The following is a 19,510-nucleotide window of genomic DNA, read 5'->3' as shown; positions in this document are numbered from 1 at the left end:
GAGCAGGACGCTCCGCTTCTCAAGAAACCATCTAAGGAGGTCATTTTGGCTAGCGATGTGATGATCGAGGCGAGCTCGCTGACCAAGCGCTATGGGTCGCTGCGCGCGCTCGACAAGGTGAGCTTCGAGGTCCATCGCGGCGAGGTCGTCGGCTTCCTCGGACCGAACGGGGCCGGCAAGTCGACGACGATGCGCATCCTCACCTGCTTCCTCTCGGCGTCGGCCGGGACGGCGCGGGTCCACGGCTACGACGTCTTCGACGACCCGCTCGATGTCCGGCGCAAGCTCGGGTACCTGCCGCAGCGCGCGCCGCTCTACGGCGAGATGAACGTCTGGGAATACCTCTCGTTCGTCGCCGACATGCGCGGCCTCGATCACTCGCTCTTCAAGAAGCGGATGAAGGGGATCGTCGAGGTGTGCGGCCTCGCCCAGGTGCTCGGCAAGGACATCGGCACCCTCTCCCACGGCTATCGCCAGCGCGTCGGCCTCGGCCAGGCGCTCGTCCACGACCCCCCGATCCTCATCCTCGACGAGCCGACGAGCGATCTCGACCCGAACGAGAAGGCCGAGGTCATCCGCTACATCAAGGAGATCGGCAAGGAGCGGACGATCCTCCTCTCCACGCACAACCTCTCCGAGGTCGAGGCCGCCTGCGCCCGCGCCATCGTCGTCTCCAAGGGGCGCGTCGTCGCCGACGGCCCCCTCGACGACATCCGCGCCAAGAGCGGCAAGGTCCGGTACGTCGTCACCGTCCACGAGAAGAAGGTCTTCGAGGGCGGCGAAGGTTACCGATCGGGCGCGCGCAAGCCCCCGACGGCCCAGGAGGTCCAGGAGGCGCTCGCCGGGCTGCCCGGCGTCACGAGCGTCACGGAACTGCCGACCGGCGACAACGCCCACAGCTTCCAGATCCTCGGCGCGCTCGGCGGCGACATCCGGCCCGAGCTCTTCCAGCTCATCGTTCAGAAGGGCTGGCTCCTCCTCGAGATGCGGCGCGACGCGCAGAGCCTCGAGGACGTGTTCAAGGCGCTGACGCGCGGCGACGAGCGCAAGGACCGCGGCCGCAAGCTGATCACCGACGACCTCGACGACGAGGACGACGCGAGCGCGCCGACCGACGACGACGAGGAAGACGAGGAAGACGACGACGACAGCGCCGGCGACGAAGCCAAGGGCGACGGCGACGGCGACGAGGACGAAGGCGCGGAGGAAGAAGCGCCCGCCAAGAAGAAGGGCTGAACGGTATGAGCACCACCCTGACCATCGCGAAGCGGGAGTTCCGCTCCAACTTCGATTCCCCCCTGGCCTATGTCGTGATCTGCTTCGGGCTGATCGCGCTCGGCCTCATCTTCTTCTTCATGAACGGCGGCTTCTGGCAGGCGGACCGCGCCTCGCTCGTGCAGCTGTTCAGCTGGGCGCCGATAGGGCTCTCCTTCCTCATCATCCCCGTCATCACGATGAGGCTCCTCGCCGAGGAGAAGCGGAGCGGCACGCTCGAGATGCTGATCACCCTGCCCGTGCAGGACCACGAGGTCGTCCTCGGCAAGTTCCTCGGCGCGTGGGGGCTCGTCCTCGTGCTCGTCTTCTCGACGATCCTCTACCCGATCATGATGTTCGTGTGGCCCTGGCACCTCGGCGCGCTCGACAGCGGGCCGGTGCTCTCGGGCTACATCGGCCTCGTGCTCTACAGCGCGGCGGCCGTCTCGATCGGCCTCCTCATCTCGGCGCTGACCGAGAGCCAGGTGATCGCGTTCTTCATCACCTTCCTCGTGCTCGGCTTCCTGCACGGCGTCGACAACTTCGCCGACTACGCCCCGTTGTTTCTGCGCGACATCCTCTCCTTCATCAGCTTCGACACCCGCCTCACGCCGTTCGCGCGCGGCATGGTGTCCACCCGAGACATCGTCTTCTTCCTCTCGATCACCGCCGGCAGCCTGATGGCCGCGTTCAGGGCGCTCGAGCGCAGGAAGTGGGCGTAAGGACCAACCATGGAACGGAAAGCCAAAGCCGCGACGCAGACAGGCGTCTACCTGGCCATCGTGGCCGCCATCCTCGTGGTGGCCAACGTCATCTCGTACGGAGCCTACAAGCGCTTCGACATGACGAAGACCGAGAGGTTCACCCTCTCGAAGGGCTCGGCCCACCTCGTCCGCGAGGGGCTCAAGCAGGATCTCCAGGTCGACGTCTACGTCACCCGGGGGCTCCCGAAGCACGAGGCGTTCATCCAGGACCTCACCGACCTCATGAACGAGTACGAGCAGGCCTCGAACGGCAAGCTCCACTACGCGATCATCGAGGCGAAGACGGACGAGCAGCGCGCCGCCGCCAAGGAGGCGGGCCTGCAGGAGGCCGCGTTCGGCGAGGGGAGCGAGACCGGCCAGGATCAGGCCACGATCACCCGCGGGTTCATGGGCATCGCCTTCAAGTACGGGAGCGAGAAGGAGGCGATCCCGATGCTCTCGCCCGACCAGGCGCAGGGCCTCGAGTTCTGGATCACGAACACCATCCGTGAGATCCGCGACAAGGCCGACGCCATCGACACAAAGATCGGCATCCTGACCGGCAAGGACGAGATCAAGCTGACGGACGCGAACCTCGTCGCGTCGCAGGGCGGCCGGGGCGGCGGCCCGTCGATGCGCGCGCTGCTCGAGCACCACTTCCCGTTCTACAAGTTCGAGGACGTCGACCTGAAGGGCGGCGACAGCGAGATCAACAAGGAGCTCGCCGGGCTCGTGATCACGCAGCCGGGCAAGGAGTTCACCGAGAAGGAGCTGCGCCGCATCGACCAGTTCCTGATGCTGGGCAACAAGGCGCTCGCCGTGTTCGCCGGCGCGGTGAACCTCAAGGCGTCCGATCCGGCGATGAAGGCGTCGCTCAACACCTGGGGCCTCGAGAAGCTGCTCGACGGCTACGGCGTCGAGATGAAGAAGGAGGCGATCCTCGACTGGAGCCGCTCGATGGCCATCCCGGTGCAGACGCAGTCGGGCCAGCTCATGTGGTTCCGCGCGCCGGGCATCCTCCAGCTCCAGGAGGACAGCCGCTTCGACGAGAAGGAGCAGATCCTCGACTCGTCGTTCCCCGGCTTCTTCCGCCTCCCCGAGCTCTCCTTCCCCTTCCCGTCGACGCTCGTGCCGCACCCGGAGAAGCAGCCCGAGGCGACGATGAAGGTCGTCGCGCGCTCGACGCCGAAGACGACGGTCGACGTCTCCGAGGCCGTCGACATGAAGTTCTCGGCCGACTGGAAGCCGAAGGGCGAGTACGCGCAGCGCGCGATCGCGGTGACGATCGAGGGCAAGCTCAAGAGCGCCTTCGGCGGCCAGGAGGGGCTCGGGATCACCGCGCCCGCGGAGAGCGCGGACAAGGGCCGGATCCTCGTGCTGTCGGCGTCGCAGTTCCTCGCGAACCCGTTCGCCCGCGCGGGCAACCCGCCCCCCATGCCGCCGCAGATGGCGATGATGGGCGGGATGGGCGGCGACGAGGATCTCCTGATGCTCTCGCAGCCGTACGCGCAGAAGTACCTGACCGCGACCATCCTGGCGTTCAAGAACACCCTCGACTGGATGGCGGGGGACAGCACGCTGCTCGCCGCGACCGCGAAGATGTTCGGCGAGACGAACCTGACCTACGCGGGCATCGAGAAGCCGAAGCAGGAGGCCACGGACGACGAGGCCACCCTGGCCAAGAAGGCCGAGGAGTACCGGGCGGAGCGCAAGACCGTGCAGCAGCGCGTGCAGTGGTCGCTGACGCTCCTGCCGGCGGCCCTCTTCGCCGTGTTCGGCCTCGTCCGGTGGCGGCGTCGCGAGAACGCCCGCGAGAACATCACGCTCGACTGAGCCAGAGCCCCATCGGGTGAAAGAGCCATGAAGACCGAGCATAGAATCTACATCGCCCTCGCCGTCCTCGCGCTCCTCGGCCTCGGCGTGTACTTCACGCAGAAGAAGCAGAAGGACGAGCTCTCCGCGCACTCGGCGACCGCCGCCACGGCGGATCTGCCGAAGGTGGGGGTCTCGAAGGACGACGTCGAGAAGGTCACGAAGATCGCGATCAAGAACGCCGACAAGTCCGACGTGACGCTCGAGAAGAAGGGCGACACGTGGGAGGTCACGAAGCCCGTCAACGCCAAGGCGAACGCGGCGAACGTGCGGAGCCTCCTCGACAACCTGAAGGAGCTCAAGGTCAAGGAGGTCATCGACCGGACGAACGGCACGTACGGTCAGTACGAGCTCACCGACGAGAAGGCCGTCCACGTGGTCGCGTACAAGGGCGAGGAGAAGGCGCTCGACCTGTACTTCGGCAAGAGCGGCTCGCGCGGGCAGATGGCGCGCGTCGACGGGAAGGACGGCGTCTACGTCGCCGGCGGCTACTCGAGCTACCTCTACACGCGGGAGCCGAAGAACTGGCGCGAGACCTCGATCCTCAAGTTCGAGGACGAGAACGCGATCCAGGTCTCGGTCGAGAACAAGAACGGCCTGTTCAGCTTCTCGAAGAACGGCGACAAGTGGTCGGGCACGTTCGCTCCACGCGACAAGGGCGGCAAGCTGGGCGCCGCGTCCGCGAAGTGGGAGAAGTTCGACGAGGCCAAGGTGAAGGACCTGCTTCGCGCCTACAAGAACCTCGGCGCAGAGGACTTCGGCGACGAGAAGTCGGACACCGGGCTCGACGCGGCGGCCTCGAACGGCGGCATCATCACGATCAAGCTCAAGGACAACGCGGGCGACTTCACCATCAAGGTCGGCAAGACCTCGAAGGGGTCGAGCCGCTACGCCACGAAGGAAGGCGGCGACGGCACGATCTACGTGCTGTCGTCGTGGTCGGCCGACTGGGCCCTGGCAGAGCCCAAGAGGTTCGAGAAGTCCGAGAAGAAGGACGACAAGAAGGGCGAAGCCGCCCATGAGGACGAGGCAGCGGGCCACATGGGCCTGGACGACGTCGAGTAGCCGGCGACGTCGCGCATGAGAGCGGGAGGCGCTGGGAGACCGGCGCCTCTCGCATTTTGTGCGCCCGCCGCCCCGACCCCCGGAGCAGGAACCTCAACCTGGGTCGGTCTGGCGGTCGCCCAGCCTCAACCTGGGTCGGTCTGGCGATCGCCCAGCCTCAACCTGGGTCGGTCTCGCGGTCGCCCAGCCTCAACCTGGGTCGGCGCAATCTGTTCACGCAACTTCACGGTGTGGCGCCCGCGTCACGCGAACTTCGATTCGCACTCCAAGGCCGATGTGACGAATATTCGACGCACTCTGCGCACGATTTTTCGTCACCTAGGACGATCATGTCCTGGGGGATCAGAAGCGTACACGGCGGAATCAAGCTCAAACCCTGGATTCCCGTGTTTTCTGTTTGCCCTGGCTCGATTTTCGCTTATGGCTGCGCTCACTCAGGCCCCGCTGTCCTTAACGGACGGATTACGACGTCCGGTCGGCCTGAGCAGCCAGAGAGCCTATGCGCACGTTCGTCGAAGTCCTCCAGAAGAACTCGGTGCACGCCGACCGCGCAGTCACGTTCGTTCGCAGCTCGGGGGAGGAGCGAGCGATCAACTACGCCGAGCTCTGGCTCGAGGCGAGGCGCCGGGCCTACGCACTCCGCAAGCTCGGGCTCCGCAAGGGCGACCGCGTCGCGCTGATCCTGACGGAGGCCGACGAGTTCGTGCTGACCTTCGTGGGCGCGCTCACGGCGGGCATCGTCGCCGTCCCGATGTACCCGCCGCAGTCCCTGGCCAAGCTCGAGGCGTACGGCGAGACGGTGCAGCACATCCTCGCGGCGTCGGGCGCAAGCGTGCTCGTCACGAACGAGCAGCTCAAGGAGATGATCGACGCCTACCTCGCGGCGAACGGCGAGAGCCGCGAGGCCGTGCCGGGGCTGCGCGTCGTCCTCGAGCGCGATCTTCGCGCGCGCGATGACGACGGGTTCGACGCGTTCGACGCATCGGACGCGGCCGAGCCCTGGCGCGTGTCCCTCGACGACCTCGCGTTCCTGCAGTTCACGTCGGGGAGCACCTCGCGCCCCAAGGGCGTGATGGTGACCCACCGCAACCTGACGGTGAACAGCCACGCCATCATGTTCGACGGGCTGCGCTCCACCCCGGAAGATCGCGGCGTCAGCTGGCTGCCCCTCTACCACGACATGGGGCTCATCGGCTTCGTCATCGCGCCGCTCTACGCGCTCGTGCCGGTGATGTTCCTGCCGACGACGGCGTTCATCCGCCGCCCCTCGCTCTGGCTCGACGCGATCCACAGGTTCCGCGGCACGATCACCTTCGCCCCGAACTTCGCCTTCGCCCTCGCCACGCGCGCCGTCACCGACGCGCAGGCGGGCAGCTGGGACCTCTCCTGCGTGCGCGCGCTCGGGTGCGGGGCCGAGCCGATCCAGGCCGACGTGCTCCGCGCGTTCCTCCGCCGCTTCGGCGAGCGGGGGCTCCGCCCGGAGAGCATCCTGCCCTCGTACGGCATGGCCGAGGCCACGCTGGCGATCACGTTCAGCGACCTCAAGGCCCCGCTCACCACCGATCGCGTGGACGCGAAGGCGATGCAGGCCGGCAAGGCGCGCCCCGCGAACGGCGGCGCGTCGCTGGAGCTCGTCTCCTGCGGTCGTCCCCTCCCCTGCCACGAGCTCGTCATCGTGGGCCCCGACGGCTCGCCGCGCGGCGAGCGAGAGGTCGGCGAGATCTGGGTGCGCGGCCCGAGCGTCGCCGCCGGATACTTCAACGAGCCGGAGGCGACCGAGGAGGCGTTCGGAGGGGGCTGGCTGCGGACGGGCGATCTCGGCTATACCGTCGCCGGCGAGGTGTACCTCTGCGGCCGCTCGAAGGATCTCATCATCCTGGGCGGCAAGAACTACTTCCCCCAGGACATCGAGCGCATCGCGGCCTCCGTCGAGGGGGTGCGCGACGGCCACTGCGTGGCGTTCTCGTGCCTCACCGACGCGGGGGCCGAGCGCGCCGTCGTCGTCGCCGAGGCCAAGCGGACGGTGGCCGGCGTCGCGCAGGCGATCACCCAGGCCGTGCGCGCCGAGCTCGGCGTGCAGCTGTCCGAGGTCGCGCTGATCAAGCGGGGGACGCTGGCGAAGACGTCGAGCGGCAAGGTGCGGCGGCGCGAGATGAAGCGGCGCTTCGAGGCCGGCGAGCTCGAGGGCGCCTCGGATGTCGACGAGGGCGTGGCGCCCTCTCCCCATGGCGACGTGGTCCGCTCGAGCGGACCTGTGTCGCGAACCGAAGGGGGCCGCGCGGGCGGCGCCCCGGCACGTGTCGAAGGAGTCATCGATGGGATCCAGTAAGGCCGAGGTCGAGGTCAGCTACGACGTCTCGAACGAGTTCTTCAGGCTGTGGCTCGACGAGCGCATGAACTACACCTGCGCCGTCTACGAATCCCCTGAGCAGCCGCTCGAGGCCGCGCAGCTGAACAAGCTCCGGATCCTGTCGGACTTCGCCAAGGCGGGGCCCGGGAAGAAGGTCCTCGACATCGGCTGCGGCTGGGGCGCGGCGCTCGAGTACGTGGCCACGACGCGCGGCGTGACACGCGCGGTCGGCGTCACCCTCTCCACCGCGCAGGCCGCGGAGGTGAACGCCCGGAAGATCCCCGGCGTCGAGGTGATCGGCGGCGACTTCCGGACCTTCACGACGGCCGAGCGGTTCGACAGCCTCATCTCGATCTGCATGATCGATCACCTGTGCTCGCCGGAGGAGGCGCGCCAGGGCAAGGCGATCGACATCTATCGGGCTTACTTCAAGAAGGCCTGGGAGCTCACGAACAAGGGCGCCTGGTTCGGCCTCCAGACGATCCTCCGCAACCGGACGCCGCGCATGACGCCCTGGGGCGGGCTCCCCGCCGGCACGAGGAAAGACCTGGAGGACATCTACTTCGTCACCCGGGAGATCTTCCCCGGCGGCCTGAACCCGCGGCTCGAGGACATCATCCAGGCGGCGAACCCCTACTGGGAAGTGATGCAGGTGAACACGCGGCGCGAGCACTACCAGCGCACCACCGCGGAGTGGCTCCGCCGGCTCAGGCTGAACGAGAAGACCATCCGGTCGACGTGGGGGGACAAGGTCTTCGACGACTACGATCGTTACCTGTCGACGTGCGTGAACGCGTTCGACAAGCACTACAGCTCCCTCGCTCAATACGAGCTTCGCAGGATCGACTGAACCATGACGGACAAGACCAATCTGCTCGAGATTTTCAAGACGGTTGCCGCCCGGGTGGACAAGCGGGAGTTCCCCAATGTCACCGCGGCGTCGGTGATCACGGAGCTCGGCATCGACTCGCTCTCGATGATGCAGATCGTCGGAGAGATGGAGACCGAGCTCGGGATCATGATTCCGGACGAGGATCTCGTCGAGCTCATCACCGTGGGCGACCTCTGCAAGAAGGTCGGAGAGCGGCTGGAGGCGATCGTATGAGCCAGCTGGAGGAGAAGATCTTCCAGGAGTACATGACGTTCTTCGAGAAGGCGGAGCGCGAGCGCCGCTGGAACGTCTTCCAGGACATCCCGTGGGAGCGCGTGAACAAGGAGGCGAGCGAGGAGCTCGCCCTGTGCGCGGAGACGTTCTGCTCGGTCGAGATGTACCTGCCCGACTACGTGGCGGGCGGCATCAACCTCGTGCGGAAATACTTCGGCCAGGCGTGGTTCCAGGCCAACTGGGCCTATGAAGAGTCGAAGCACTCGCTCACGCTGATGCAGTACCTCCTGCGCTCCGGCAAGCGCACCGAGGAGCAGCTCACCGACCTGCAGCACCAGATCTTCGCGAAGAAGTGGGACCTCCCGTTCCACACGCCGCGGCAGATGACGTTCTACGGCTGCGTGCAGGAGATGGCGACGTTCGTCATCTACGTGAAGCACCGGGAGCGGGCCGCGTCGGAGGGCGACGAGTGCCTGCGGACGATCTACGATTACATCGCCCGCGACGAGATCGCCCATTGCCGCTTCTACCAGAGCGTCATCAAGGTGCTCCTCGAGGAGGACCGGCCGGGGACGCTCGCGGACATGGCGCACGTGTTCGCGAACTTCGAGATGCCGGGCGTCGGGATCGTCCCCGACTACGACTCGCGCATCCTGAAGATGCGCGAGGCCGGCGTCGACCGGAACGTGTTCATCCAGAAGGTCTACATGCCGATCCTCAAGTACCTCGGCGTGGGCCGGCACGAGATGCTCGCCGCCCAGCGCGCCGCGCTCGAGCTTCGCCGCGGCGGCGAGGGCCGCCGTGGCACGTCGATCGAGGGCCTCTCGAGCGCTCCCAACCTGGACAACGCCGCCCCGCAGGCGCTGTCCGCTTGAACCTTCCACCTCCCCTTCCCTCAACGAGCACGAGCAGTCCGATGCGAAGGCGCGTCGTCGTGACCGGGATCGGCGCCGTTTGCCCGCTGGGCAACGACGCCGCCACCACCTGGCAGAACCTCCTCGCCGGCCGATCCGGCGTGGACTACATCCGCGATTTCCCCGTCGACAGGCTCCGCAGCGACATCGCGGCCAGCGTGAAGGGGTTCGACGTCGGGCGATACCTGTCGCCGAAGGAGGCGGAGATCTATGGCCGCGTGACCCACTTCAGCCTCGCGGCCGCGGTGGAGGCGCTGCGCGACGCAGGCATCGCGCAGCTCGCGCGCGGCGCTGCCGCGGACGACGACGCGGCGGAGCGCGCGGGCGCGCGGGCACAGGAGGCGTCGCCGATCGCCGCGGCAGCGCCGGCGAGCGGCCTCGACAGGACCCGCGTCGGGTGCCTGATGTCCACGGGCATGGGGTCGGTCGACATCTTCGAAGAGCAGGTCGGCCGGAGCGCGGCGCGCGGCCCGCGGGCCGTGTCGCCCTACTTCATCCCGGGGGTCATGCCGAACGGCGCGGCGGCGCTCATCGCCATGCGGTACGGCTTCATGGGGCCGTCGTACAACCTCGCGAGCGCCTGCGCGACAGGCACGCACTCGATCGCGACCTCGGCCCTCATGATCGAGGCGGGCGAGGCCGACGTGATGGTCGCCGGGGGCGCCGAGGCCGCGACGCGGCTCAACACCGTCGCGGGGTTCGGCAACGCGAAGGCGCTCGCCAAGGCCGTCGACGGCGACCCCGCGCGCGCGAGCCGCCCGTTCGATCGGCGCCGCCAGGGGTTCGTGATGGGCGAGGGCGCGGGCGCGCTCGTGCTCGAGGAGGAGCAGCACGCGAGGGCGCGCGGCGCAAAGCCGCTCGCGATCGTGACCGGCTTCGGGATGACCACGGACGCAGAGCACCTCACGCGGCCGCACTCTGGAGGGCTCGGGCTCGCGCTCGCGCTGGAGCGCGCCCTCGCGAGGGCGGGCACGGCGCCGGAGGCGATCGGCTACATCAACCCGCACGCGACCTCGACGCCGCAGGGCGACGCCGCCGAGGTGCTCGCGCTGCGGCGCGTCTTCGGCGAGCGCCTCGCGCGCATCCCGATCTCGGCGACAAAGTCGATGCTCGGGCACCTGCTCGGCGGCGCCGGCGCCGTGGAGACGATCGCGGTCGTGTGCTCGCTGCGCGATCAGCTGCTGCACCCGTCGATCAACGTGGATGAGCTCGATCCCGATTGCTCTCTGGACGTCGTGCGGGAGCGGCGGGCGGTCGATCTGCGTCACGCGGTGAAGTGCTCGGCAGGCTTCGGCGGGCACAACTGCGCGCTGGTGCTGGAGCGGGCGTAGCGCCGGCGGCCGCGCCACGGCTGGCGGACGGCTGGCGGCCCCCCGCGCCCGGCCCTACGTGGGGCCCATGGCAGCCCACAAGAACAGGCTCGCGAGCGAGTCTTCGCCGTACCTCCTGCAGCACGCGCACAACCCGGTCGCGTGGTACCCGTGGGGTGCTGAAGCGCTCGATCTCGCTCGACGGGAGGACAAGCCGATCCTCCTGTCCATCGGCTACGCCGCCTGCCACTGGTGCCACGTGATGGAGCGCGAGTCGTTCGAGGACGAGGCGATCGCCCGGCGCATGAACGACCTCTTCGTGAACATCAAGGTCGACCGGGAAGAGCGGCCCGATCTCGATCACCTCTACCAGCTCGTCGTGCAGCTCATGGGGCAGCGCGGCGGCTGGCCGCTGACGGTGTTCCTCACCCCGGACCAGCGGCCCTTCTTCGCGGGCACGTACTTCCCGCCGAAGGACAAGCCCGGCATGCTCGGCTTCCCGAAGGTCCTCGACGCGCTCGCCGACGTCTTCAGGAGCCGGCGCGACGAGGTCGAGCTCAAGGCGCAGGAGATCACCCAGGCCATCGAGCACGTGCAGCGCGCGCCCGGCGCTGTCGACACGGCGAGCGTCCTCGAGTCCGCGTCGTCGGAGCTGCTCCGGCGCGCGTCGCGGCAGCTGCTCGCGCGCCTCGATCACCGCCACGGCGGCATCGGCTCGCGGCCGAAGTTCCCGAACACGATGGCGCTCGACGTGCTGCTCCGCCGCGGCGCGCTGGAGGGCGATCGCGTCGCGGCGGAGGGCGTCGAGCTCACGCTGGACAGGATGCGCGACGGCGGCATCTGGGATCACCTGCGCGGCGGCTTCCACCGCTACTCCACGGACGAGCGCTGGCTCGTGCCCCACTTCGAGAAGATGCTCTACGACAACGCGCTCCTCCTGCGCCTCTACGCCGACGGGTTCCGCGCGTTCGAGAAGCCGATCTACGCCGACACCGCGCGCGAGATCGTCGGCTACCTGTTCGCCGAGATGCGCGATCCGGAGGGCGGGTTCTACGCGTCGCAGGACGCCGACTCGGAGGGGAGCGAGGGCAAGTTCTTCGTGTGGACGCTCGATCAGCTCCGCGCCGCCGTCGGCGAGGATCGGCTCGCGTACGACGTCGCCCGCCTCGTCTTCGACATCACCGAGGAGGGCAACTTCGAGCAGAGCGGCGCGACGGTGCTCTCGCAGCACCGCACGCTCGAGCAGGCCGCGGCGCTCATCGACGAAGGCGCGGGAGGGGGCTCCTCGACCCACCTCGATCGGTGCCGCGAGGCGCTCGATCGCGCCCGGGCCGCGATGCTCGCGGCGCGCGACGCGAGGCCCCGTCCGGCGCGCGACGACAAGGTCCTCGCGAGCTGGAACGGGCTGCTCATCGGCGCGCTCGCCGACGCGGGCCGCGCGCTCGACGAGCCGGACTGGGTCGCCGCCGCCGCGCGCGCGTTCGCGCTGCTCGAGCGGAAGCTCATCCGCGGCGGCCGCGTCGGCCGTTACCTCAAGGACGGCGCGCCCGCGGGCGCGAAGGCCGAGCGCGGGAGCGCCGGGGCGGCCATGGACGACGTCCGGCCCGGGTTCCTCGACGACCAGGCGTACCTCGGGAACGCGGCCCTCGATCTGTACGAGGCCACCTCCGACCCACGCTACATCGGCGTCGCGCGCGCGATCGCCGACGCCATGATCGCGCACCACTGGGACGAGGCCGCGCCCGGGTTCTTCTTCACGCCGGACGACGGCGACGCGCTGATCGCGCGCACGCAGGACATCTACGATCAGGCCGCCCCCTCGGCCGCCTCGATGGCCGCGCTCCTCTGCCTGCGCCTCTCCGAGATCGCCGACGAGCGCTACCTGTCACCGGCAGAGCGGCAGCTCACGGCGCTCGCGCCGACGGCGCTGGAGAACCCGTTCGGCCTCGGCCAGACCGTGTGCGTGCTCGACCGCCTCGCGCGCGGCAGCGTGACGATCGTCGTGATCGGCGAGGCGGGCTCGGCGGCCAGCGAGCTCGCGCGCGAGGCGTTCAAGGCATACCTGCCGAACCGAGCGGTCGTGCTCGTGGATCCGGCGCGCCCGGAGAGCGCCGCGGCGGTGAAGGTCGTCGCCGAGGGCAAGCCTGCGCGCCCTGGCGCAGCGGTCGCGTACGCTTGTCGCGGGCGGACGTGCTCGGCGCCTGTGACGACGCCGGCCGATCTCAAGGCGCTGCTGGCGTAGTGCGGCACGCGCTGAGCTCGCACGGGCCGCGATCCGGGGCGCTCCTGCAGGTGCATCCGGACACCGGGCCCGGCGCGTGGGTCTGCGCGCATCCACGTCCGACCCCCTCGGCGCGGGCCTCGCTCGGGGCGCAGACCTCCACGTCGAGCCTGGAGTCGTCGTCGAAGTCGGTGACGAAGGTGCAGCTGCACCGGTAGGGCGTGCCGTGCTCGGGGCGGCACGCGGACGAGAGCACCACGCACAGCAGGGCTCCCGCGCGCGCCGCCCGGCCGGGCCACCTACGGCGTGACCGTGCCGCCACCCTTGTCGCCGCCCGCCTTGTTGCCGCCCGTGTTGCTCTCGCGGATGTGGAACTCGACGCGCCGGTTCTTCTGGCGCCCGGCTTCGGTGTTGTTGTCCTCGATCGGCCGCTTCGGACCGAAGCCCGCCGCCGTGAGCCGGGCAGGGTCGATGCCGCCCCGCTCGATCAGGTAGGTGCGCACCGAGTGAGCGCGATCGTTCGAGAGCTTCTCGTTGAGCTGGTCCGAGCCGCGGTTGTCCGTGTGGCCCTCGATCGCGACGAGCGTGATCTCGGGGTTCACCTTCAGGAGCCGGACGACCTCGTCCAGGATGCTGTAGCTGTTCGGCAGGATCCGCGCGCTGCCGGTCGCGAACTGCACCTGCTTCAGGATCTGGATCTCGCTCGACCCCGTGATGCGACGGATGAACTGCGGGCAGCCGTTCTTCGTCGGCTCGGGGCTCGGCTGCCCCGGCTCCTTCGGGCAGGCGTCCTTCGCGTCCGGGATGCTGTCCTCGTCGGCGTCGTCCTCCGGGCAGCCGTCGGCGTCGTTGATCTTGTCGAAATCCTCCGGCTGATCCGGGCACTTGTCGCTGACGTCGGGGATGCCGTCGCCGTCGCGATCGGGCAGCGCCGGGCAGCCGTCGTCGGGGTTCGGCGGCTTGCCGTCCTCGGGATCGGTCGGGCACAGATCGATGTCGTCAGGGAGGCCGTCCTTGTCCGTATCCGCGGCGCGCGGCGGGACCGCCTGGAAGCGCCTGCCGGGAGACACGGGCTCGACATCCGCGATGCCGAACGAGTAGCCGATGACCCCGACCATCCGGAAATTCGGCGCGTAGCCGCCCGACAGCCGCGTGCCGGCGCCGAGCCCGGCCCAGGCCTTCTTCTTCTGATCGAGCGCGAGCCGCCCCTCCGCCATCCACTCGAGCGGGGTGTTGTCCCCGTTGAACGTCGTTCCGCGGCCGAGGCCCGTCGATCCGAAGATCTGCGCGCCGAGCCGCAGCGTCCCTTGCCGCAGCGGGAGGAAGCCGCCGATCCCCCACCGCCACTCGTTCGTCACCTCGAAGTCGTTGATCGATGAGTACGGACGGAAGTGCACCCCGGTGTTGAGGACGAAGAACATCGACTTGAGATCGATCTCGCCCGAGAGCCCGAGCATCGCGCTCGCGGCGTTGTCGCCCGAGAAAGAGTACTTGCCGCCGGTCGGCACCCACGCCGTCGCGTTGACGCCCAGCTTGAAGAAGCGATCTTCGCTCCGGTACAGGATCGCCCGCCCCTCGAGGCGCGCGTCCATGAGCGCGGCGGTCGACGGGCTCGCCGCGTCCTCTGCGCCGGCGACGCTCGGGTCGTTCGTCGGGTTGCTCGTCTGGAGGGCGATGATCGGGAGCCCCACCTGGAACGAGAAGCGGTCGAGGAGCTCGACGCCCCCGTTGAAGTAGCCGATGAGCTGCGAGGAGATCGGCGCGCCGTGTTCCCTGCTGAACCGCTCCGCGGCGTGCTCGTCGTTCAGCATGTTCTCGACCCGGAAGGGATTGAGGCCGAGGCCGAGCCCGAACTGCCCGAAGAAGCGCGTCTCCGGCGCCACCTGCGGTCGCCAGAGCCCGATCGAGTCCTCGGGAGCGCCGGCCATGGTGAGCCGGTCCAGGTAGAACGTCCTCGTCTGCGCGCTCACCGGGAGCGCGCTCAAGAACAAGGCTCCCGCTGCAGCAGCCCCCAGCGCGCGTCGCTTGACGCCCCGTGCGGGCGCGTGCTGCTTTTCCCCCTCATGTCCTCCGGTGCGCGTCAAATTCCCTCCTGTGACCCGCTTTTGAACGGCCGTTGCGGTCGATCGGAGGCTACACGCTAACCCAAGCGTCTAGAAAGGTGAGAGAGAACGGCGAACCCGGACCCGCCGCGTCGTCTGGTGTTGACCTGAGCCGAACCTCATGCTTTCTTGCGCGCCCGCTTGACGTGCGGCCAGGATGCCGCCGTTCGCGGTCCAGAACGCCGAGGGACGACCAGCCATGAAGCGCACCTACCAGCCCCATAACACCCGCCGCGCCCGGACCCACGGCTTCCGTGCGCGTATGGCGACCGCCGGCGGTCGCAAGGTCATCAACAACCGACGCCGCAAGGGCCGCTCCCGGCTCGCGCCCAGCATCTACAAGAAGTAACGCGGCTGTGATGGCGCCAGCGCACCCGCGCTCGTCGGCGTCCTCCTCCTCGTTCCCGCGCGAGCGCCGTATTCGCAAGCGGGCCGATTTCGTCCGCATCCAGAACGGCGGTCAGCGCGTCAGCACCCGCCACCTGCTGCTCCTCGTCGCGGCCCCCACCGACGGCGCCGCTCGCGGTGAGGCCCCTCGCGGCACGGAGAGCGGCGCCGCGCCCCTCCCGTCGACGGCGCCCCGCCTGGGCCTCGTCGCCTCGCGCAAGGTGGGCGGCGCTGTGGCCCGCAACCGCGCAAAGCGCCTGCTCAGGGAGGCGTTCCGGAGGTTCCCGGAGCTCTTCCCGGAGCGCGTCGACATCGTGGTGATCCTCCGCACCGGCGCCGGCTCGCTCGGCCTCGACGACGTCCTCGCGGAGCTGCGGGGCGTGGTCTCGCTGCTCCGCCGGCGGGCGAGGGAGGCGCTCACCGCCGCGCCGCGCGCGCGGACGCAGGGCGTGGCCGAGCGCAGCGCAGACGATCCGCCAGCGTCCGCAGCAGGCCAGAGCGACGGTTAGAAGATGGCGCGGCGCACCTTGCGCCGTGGTGCGCTGGGCCCCAAGCTCCTCGCTCTCTCACGGCTCACCGCATGCTGGCGAAGCTCCTCCTCGCGCTGATCCGCGTCTACCAGATGACGCTCTCCAGGCTCATCGTGGCGGTGATGGGCCCGGTCTGTCGGTTCGAGCCCTCCTGCTCGCGCTACGCGGCCGCCTGCATTCTGAGCCACGGGGCGCTCCGGGGGAGCTTGCTTTCGCTCAAGCGACTGTGTAGGTGTCACCCGTTTCATCCAGGCGGGTTCGACCCTCCGCCACCACCTCATCTTCGCCGTGCCGCGGCGGCTCGGACGCCGCGACAACGGGACGCTGACCCGCGGGATTCAGCACGCTGTTCGTCTACTGGCGCGGAGCTCGCCTCGCACGCCTCATCCCCTTGGCGAGCGGGCCTCAGCGGCCGGGTCACCCTCATGGACTAATCCCGCTCGACCATCGATACGGCCCCCGGCGGCACGGCGCCCGACACGCCGCGGAGCGAAGCCCGCACAGAGCGCCCGTGGGCAGCCTCGTGAGGCGTCACGAGACGCCCGCAGCGAAGGGCGCGGCTCGAGATCCTGGGATCGACGAAGGACTTCATGGAACGCAGCAATATCGCCAAATGGCTGTTCCTCGGCCTCGCCATCATCCTGTTCTTCCAGTTCGGCAAGCCGCTCCTCTTCGGCGAGGGCGCGCCGCAGCTGCAGCCGCTCGATGTCAACGACAGCACGGCCCCCGCCGAGCGCTCGCCCGCGGAGACGTGCGTCATCGACGGAGATCGCTTCAAGGCTGAGCTGTCGACGCACGGCGGGTCGCTCCGGCACCTCTGGATGACGGACCCGAAGTACACGACGGGGAACGGCGAGCGCAGGCCGATGGACCTGGTCACGACCTCGCTCGAATCGCGGATGCCCCTCCGGACGGATCTACGACTGCCCGGCGGCAGCGCGCCGCAGGTGCCCTTCGACGATCTCGACTGGAAGCTCTCCGCGCAGGACGGCAAGAGCTGCACGTTCACCTATACGGACGACGCGACGAGGCTCACGAAGGTCGTCGCGGCCACGGGGCGCCCCTTCGAGCTCTCGCTGCAGATGACGGTCGAGAACCTCGCCCAGGAGCCGCGCAAGCACCGGCTCGCCGTCGAGCAGAGCGCGTGGCGGACCCAGAAGGAGACGGAGGGCCATCTCGGCCTCATCTCGGAGTGGATCACCGAGACCGTCGCCGCGACCGACCAGAAGACAGAGCGCCAACACCCCGACGCTTTCGATCCCGGCGACTTCAAGGACAAGGAGTTCACCGCCGAGCGCTGGCGGCGCACCCCGGGCAACGGGCGGTTCGCCGCGGTCTCGAGCAGCTACTTCAGCAAGATCGCGATCCCGCTGGAAGGGCCCGGGCAACCGGCGGCCGAGACGCAGATCGAGGACATCTGGGATACATCCAAATTCCAGGACAAGGCCAAGGACCCGAACTTCGGGCACGTCTATCGCGCGCGGCTCGCCTACCCGGAGCACGAGCTCGCGCCCGGCGGCGCGGTGACTTACAAGCTCCTCTCCTTCACCGGCCCGAAGGAGCGCGATCTGCTCGCCGCCGTGGATCACGGGGTGAGCGAGGTCATCAACCTCGGCTGGTTCTCGCCGATCGCGAAGCTCCTCGTCTCGTACCTCTACGTCCTCCAACGCGCCGTGGGCAGCTGGGGCTGGGCGATCGTCCTGCTCACCATGACCGTCCGGCTCCTGCTCTTCCCGCTGAGCATCCAGCAGATCAAGAGCGCCGCGGCGATGCGCAAGCTCAAGCCGGAGATGGATGAGATCAACGCGAGGTACAAGGACGACGCTACCCAGCGCGGCCTCGCGATGCAGGAGCTCTGGCGCAAGAACAAGGTCGCGAACCCGGTCGTCGGCTGCTTCCCGATGCTGCTCCAGATGCCGGTCTGGTTCGCCCTCTACACCGCGCTCCAGACGGCGGTGGAGCTCTACCACACCCCGTTCGGCCCCGTGATCCCGGACCTGTCGGCGCCCGGAAAGTACTTCATCATTCCCATCGTCCTCGGCGCTTCGAGCTTCATCCAGCAGAGGATCATGCCGCCGCAGGGCGACCCTGCGCAGCAGAAGATGATGATGTACCTGATGCCCGGCATCTTCACCGCGATGATGCTCTTCCTCCCGGCCGGCCTCGGAGTTTACATGTTGACGAACACCTGGCTCGGCATCGGGCAGCAGGTCCTCGTCGAGCGATACCTGAAGGCGAAGAACGAACGGGCCGGCGGCATCGAGGTGCGAGAGATCGCGAGCGCGGAGCCCCAATCCGCGATGAAGAAGACTCCGGGCGACGACGACAAGTCGGCCCCTGCTCTCGGAAAGGGAAAAGCACGTGTCCGTGGATAGTGAAGTTGCCGAAAGGGGAATCGACGCGGCGGACGTCGATGTCGATGCGGAGGCGCAGGGCGCTGACGACGCGGCCGAGTTCGAGGAGGACGGGCGCGCCGACGTCGCGCTCGACTTCGTCATCGACGTGCTCGCGGCGATGGGCATGGACTGCACCGTCGACCTCCTCGAGAACGAGGAGGAGGATCCGCCCGAGGAGATCCGCCTCGAGATCGAGGGGAAGGACGCGGGCCGCGTGATCGGCAAGAAGGGGCAGACGCTCTCGGCGCTGCAGTTCCTCGCCAACCGCGTGATCAACCGGCCGGGCAGGAAGCGGCGCCACGTGATCATCGACGCCGAGGGCTACCGGCAGCGCCGCGAGGACACGCTCTCTTCCATGGCGCGCAGGCTGGGCAAGCAAGCGGTCGAGGAGGGCAAGATCATCACGTTCGAGCCGATGAACCCGCAGGACCGCCGCGTCGTCCACCTGGCGCTGGCGAAGTTCCCCGGCGTCGTCACGAAGAGCGACGGCGAGGGCGAGGCCCGCCGCGTGCAGATCATCCCCGTCCGCCGCTGAGGCGGATGGTCTGGCCCCGTCCGCCGCTGAGGCGGATGGTTTGGCCCCGTCCGCCGCTGAGGCGGACGGTCTGACAGAGCGCGCAGTTGCGCCGCCGCCGCCGTTGACACCAAATCGCCCGCATGCATAATGCCGCACCTCTCCGGTACCCCCCGGAGAGGTGCGCGGGCGCGCGCTCGCGCCCAAGCTCCCGGAACCGCAACCGAGTTCCATCTGCGTTCATCGCGTGAAGCACGAGGGCCGCGCGCGGCCCCCGCTCCGCCGGACGCAGTCCACGACGGCGGCGGCCCTGCCCTCTTGAGCACGGGCACGGGACCGCGAAGACGGATCCCCGACCCTTTGAAGGATTGACCGACCATGCAGACCTCGAACATCCTCGCGAAGATCGAAGCTCCCCTGTTCCGCGAGGGGATCCCGGATTTCCGGGTCGGCGACACGGTGCGCGTCCACTACCGGATCGTCGAGGGCGAGAAGGAGCGCATCCAGGTGTTCCAGGGTGTGGTGCTGAAGCGCCACCGCGCCGGGGTCCGGAGCACCTTCACCGTGCGCAAGGTGAGCTTCACGGTCGGCGTCGAGCGCATCTTCCTGCTCCACAGCCCCCGCATCGACAAGGTCGAGATCGTCTCGCGCGGCGTGGTCCGCCGCTCGCGCCTGTTCTACCTGCGCAACCTGGCAGGCAAGGCGGCGCGCGTCCGCGACGCGAAGGATTGATCAGCGCCGGCCGGC

The 19,510-nt window shown here is 68.8% G+C and carries 18 protein-coding genes; 16 read left to right on the top strand and 2 right to left on the bottom strand.

Annotated features, from left to right (window positions below):
- Window positions 1–45: 45 nt before the first annotated feature.
- The 10 genes from WME90_RS13105 to WME90_RS13060 all read left to right on the top strand — a co-directional run bounded on the left by WME90_RS13105 (window position 46) and on the right by WME90_RS13060 (window position 12,855).
- Window positions 46–1,236, top strand: coding sequence for an ATP-binding cassette domain-containing protein (locus tag WME90_RS13105; RefSeq protein WP_437281445.1), 1,191 nt, complete (start codon window positions 46–48; stop codon window positions 1,234–1,236).
- Window positions 1,237–1,241: 5 nt separating this feature from the next.
- Entirely contained in the window at window positions 1,242–1,976 is a 735-nt protein-coding gene (locus WME90_RS13100; protein WP_437281444.1) for an ABC transporter permease, read from the top strand.
- A 9-nt stretch (window positions 1,977–1,985) separates the two neighbouring features.
- Window positions 1,986–3,830 carry a GldG family protein gene (locus WME90_RS13095; RefSeq protein WP_437281443.1) on the top strand — a complete coding sequence of 615 codons (1,845 nt, stop codon included), beginning with the start codon at window positions 1,986–1,988 and terminating at the stop codon, window positions 3,828–3,830.
- Window positions 3,831–3,857: 27 nt separating this feature from the next.
- Complete coding sequence (locus tag WME90_RS13090; RefSeq protein ID WP_437281442.1) at window positions 3,858–4,934, top strand: DUF4340 domain-containing protein; 1,077 nt, start codon at window positions 3,858–3,860, stop codon at window positions 4,932–4,934.
- 499 nt (window positions 4,935–5,433) lie between these two features.
- Window positions 5,434–7,263, top strand: coding sequence for a fatty acyl-AMP ligase (locus tag WME90_RS13085; protein WP_437281441.1), 1,830 nt, complete (start codon window positions 5,434–5,436; stop codon window positions 7,261–7,263).
- A complete protein-coding gene (locus tag WME90_RS13080) occupies window positions 7,250–8,134 on the top strand; it encodes a class I SAM-dependent methyltransferase (RefSeq protein ID WP_437281440.1) in 885 nt (294 codons plus the stop codon). The genes WME90_RS13085 and WME90_RS13080 overlap by 14 nt, the downstream gene beginning before the upstream one ends.
- Before the next feature lie 3 nt (window positions 8,135–8,137).
- A complete protein-coding gene (locus tag WME90_RS13075; RefSeq protein ID WP_437281439.1) occupies window positions 8,138–8,389 on the top strand; it encodes an acyl carrier protein in 252 nt (83 codons plus the stop codon).
- The gene (locus WME90_RS13070) at window positions 8,386–9,264 is read left to right on the top strand and encodes an acyl-ACP desaturase (RefSeq protein ID WP_437281438.1); all 879 of its coding nucleotides are present in this window, start codon (window positions 8,386–8,388) and stop codon (window positions 9,262–9,264) included. The genes WME90_RS13075 and WME90_RS13070 overlap by 4 nt, the downstream gene beginning before the upstream one ends.
- A gap of 41 nt (window positions 9,265–9,305) precedes the next feature.
- Complete coding sequence (locus WME90_RS13065; RefSeq protein ID WP_437281437.1) at window positions 9,306–10,634, top strand: beta-ketoacyl-[acyl-carrier-protein] synthase family protein; 1,329 nt, start codon at window positions 9,306–9,308, stop codon at window positions 10,632–10,634.
- Between the two features lie 67 nt (window positions 10,635–10,701).
- Window positions 10,702–12,855 carry a thioredoxin domain-containing protein gene (locus WME90_RS13060; RefSeq protein ID WP_437281436.1) on the top strand — a complete coding sequence of 718 codons (2,154 nt, stop codon included), beginning with the start codon at window positions 10,702–10,704 and terminating at the stop codon, window positions 12,853–12,855.
- Here the strand turns inward: WME90_RS13060 and WME90_RS13055 are convergent.
- Together WME90_RS13055 and WME90_RS13050 are read right to left on the bottom strand one after the other, a co-directional pair.
- On the bottom strand, window positions 12,836–13,093 hold the full coding sequence (locus tag WME90_RS13055) for a hypothetical protein (protein WP_437281435.1): 258 nt from the start codon (window positions 13,091–13,093) through the stop codon (window positions 12,836–12,838). The genes WME90_RS13060 and WME90_RS13055 overlap by 20 nt on opposite strands.
- Before the next feature lie 40 nt (window positions 13,094–13,133).
- On the bottom strand, window positions 13,134–14,819 hold the full coding sequence (locus WME90_RS13050; protein WP_437281434.1) for an OmpA family protein: 1,686 nt from the start codon (window positions 14,817–14,819) through the stop codon (window positions 13,134–13,136).
- Window positions 14,820–15,135: 316 nt separating this feature from the next.
- Between WME90_RS13050 and rpmH the strand changes: the two genes are divergently transcribed.
- The 6 genes from rpmH to rplS all read left to right on the top strand — a co-directional run bounded on the left by rpmH (window position 15,136) and on the right by rplS (window position 19,495).
- The gene (rpmH, locus tag WME90_RS13045; protein ID WP_437281433.1) at window positions 15,136–15,285 is read left to right on the top strand and encodes a 50S ribosomal protein L34; all 150 of its coding nucleotides are present in this window, start codon (window positions 15,136–15,138) and stop codon (window positions 15,283–15,285) included.
- 10 nt (window positions 15,286–15,295) lie between these two features.
- On the top strand, window positions 15,296–15,832 hold the full coding sequence (rnpA, locus tag WME90_RS13040; protein WP_437281432.1) for a ribonuclease P protein component: 537 nt from the start codon (window positions 15,296–15,298) through the stop codon (window positions 15,830–15,832).
- A gap of 71 nt (window positions 15,833–15,903) precedes the next feature.
- Entirely contained in the window at window positions 15,904–16,287 is a 384-nt protein-coding gene (gene yidD / locus WME90_RS13035) for a membrane protein insertion efficiency factor YidD (protein WP_437281431.1), read from the top strand.
- A gap of 156 nt (window positions 16,288–16,443) precedes the next feature.
- Window positions 16,444–18,228 (top strand): membrane protein insertase YidC, encoded by a 1,785-nt coding sequence (gene yidC / locus WME90_RS13030; RefSeq protein WP_437281430.1) that lies wholly within the window; start codon window positions 16,444–16,446, stop codon window positions 18,226–18,228.
- Window positions 18,221–18,784 (top strand): protein jag, encoded by a 564-nt coding sequence (locus tag WME90_RS13025; protein WP_437281429.1) that lies wholly within the window; start codon window positions 18,221–18,223, stop codon window positions 18,782–18,784. Before yidC ends, WME90_RS13025 begins: the two co-directional genes overlap by 8 nt.
- A gap of 357 nt (window positions 18,785–19,141) precedes the next feature.
- Window positions 19,142–19,495 (top strand): 50S ribosomal protein L19, encoded by a 354-nt coding sequence (gene rplS, locus WME90_RS13020; protein WP_020734977.1) that lies wholly within the window; start codon window positions 19,142–19,144, stop codon window positions 19,493–19,495.
- Window positions 19,496–19,510 lie beyond the last annotated feature (15 nt).

It is taken from the genome of Sorangium sp. So ce375 (assembly GCF_051473855.1).
Classification (GTDB): Bacteria; Myxococcota_A; Polyangia; order Polyangiales; family Polyangiaceae; genus Sorangium.
Note: the sequence above shows the minus strand (reverse complement) of the source record. Positions and strands in the feature narration are given on the sequence as shown.

Bases quoted from the DNA above. Each gene is read 5' to 3' on its own strand.
- rplS (WP_020734977.1), top strand. From the start codon at position 19,142: ATGCAGACCTCGAACATCCTCGCGAAGATCGAAGCTCCCCTGTTCCGC.
- WME90_RS13075 (WP_437281439.1), top strand. From the start codon at position 8,138: ATGACGGACAAGACCAATCTGCTCGAGATTTTCAAGACGGTTGCCGCC.
- WME90_RS13085 (WP_437281441.1), top strand. From the start codon at position 5,434: ATGCGCACGTTCGTCGAAGTCCTCCAGAAGAACTCGGTGCACGCCGAC.
- WME90_RS13070 (WP_437281438.1), top strand. From the start codon at position 8,386: ATGAGCCAGCTGGAGGAGAAGATCTTCCAGGAGTACATGACGTTCTTC.
- yidC (WP_437281430.1), top strand. From the start codon at position 16,444: ATGGAACGCAGCAATATCGCCAAATGGCTGTTCCTCGGCCTCGCCATC.
- rpmH (WP_437281433.1), top strand. From the start codon at position 15,136: ATGAAGCGCACCTACCAGCCCCATAACACCCGCCGCGCCCGGACCCAC.
- rnpA (WP_437281432.1), top strand. From the start codon at position 15,296: ATGGCGCCAGCGCACCCGCGCTCGTCGGCGTCCTCCTCCTCGTTCCCG.
- WME90_RS13100 (WP_437281444.1), top strand. From the start codon at position 1,242: ATGAGCACCACCCTGACCATCGCGAAGCGGGAGTTCCGCTCCAACTTC.
- yidD (WP_437281431.1), top strand. From the start codon at position 15,904: ATGCTGGCGAAGCTCCTCCTCGCGCTGATCCGCGTCTACCAGATGACG.
- WME90_RS13090 (WP_437281442.1), top strand. From the start codon at position 3,858: ATGAAGACCGAGCATAGAATCTACATCGCCCTCGCCGTCCTCGCGCTC.
- WME90_RS13065 (WP_437281437.1), top strand. From the start codon at position 9,306: ATGCGAAGGCGCGTCGTCGTGACCGGGATCGGCGCCGTTTGCCCGCTG.
- WME90_RS13060 (WP_437281436.1), top strand. From the start codon at position 10,702: ATGGCAGCCCACAAGAACAGGCTCGCGAGCGAGTCTTCGCCGTACCTC.
- WME90_RS13095 (WP_437281443.1), top strand. From the start codon at position 1,986: ATGGAACGGAAAGCCAAAGCCGCGACGCAGACAGGCGTCTACCTGGCC.
- WME90_RS13080 (WP_437281440.1), top strand. From the start codon at position 7,250: ATGGGATCCAGTAAGGCCGAGGTCGAGGTCAGCTACGACGTCTCGAAC.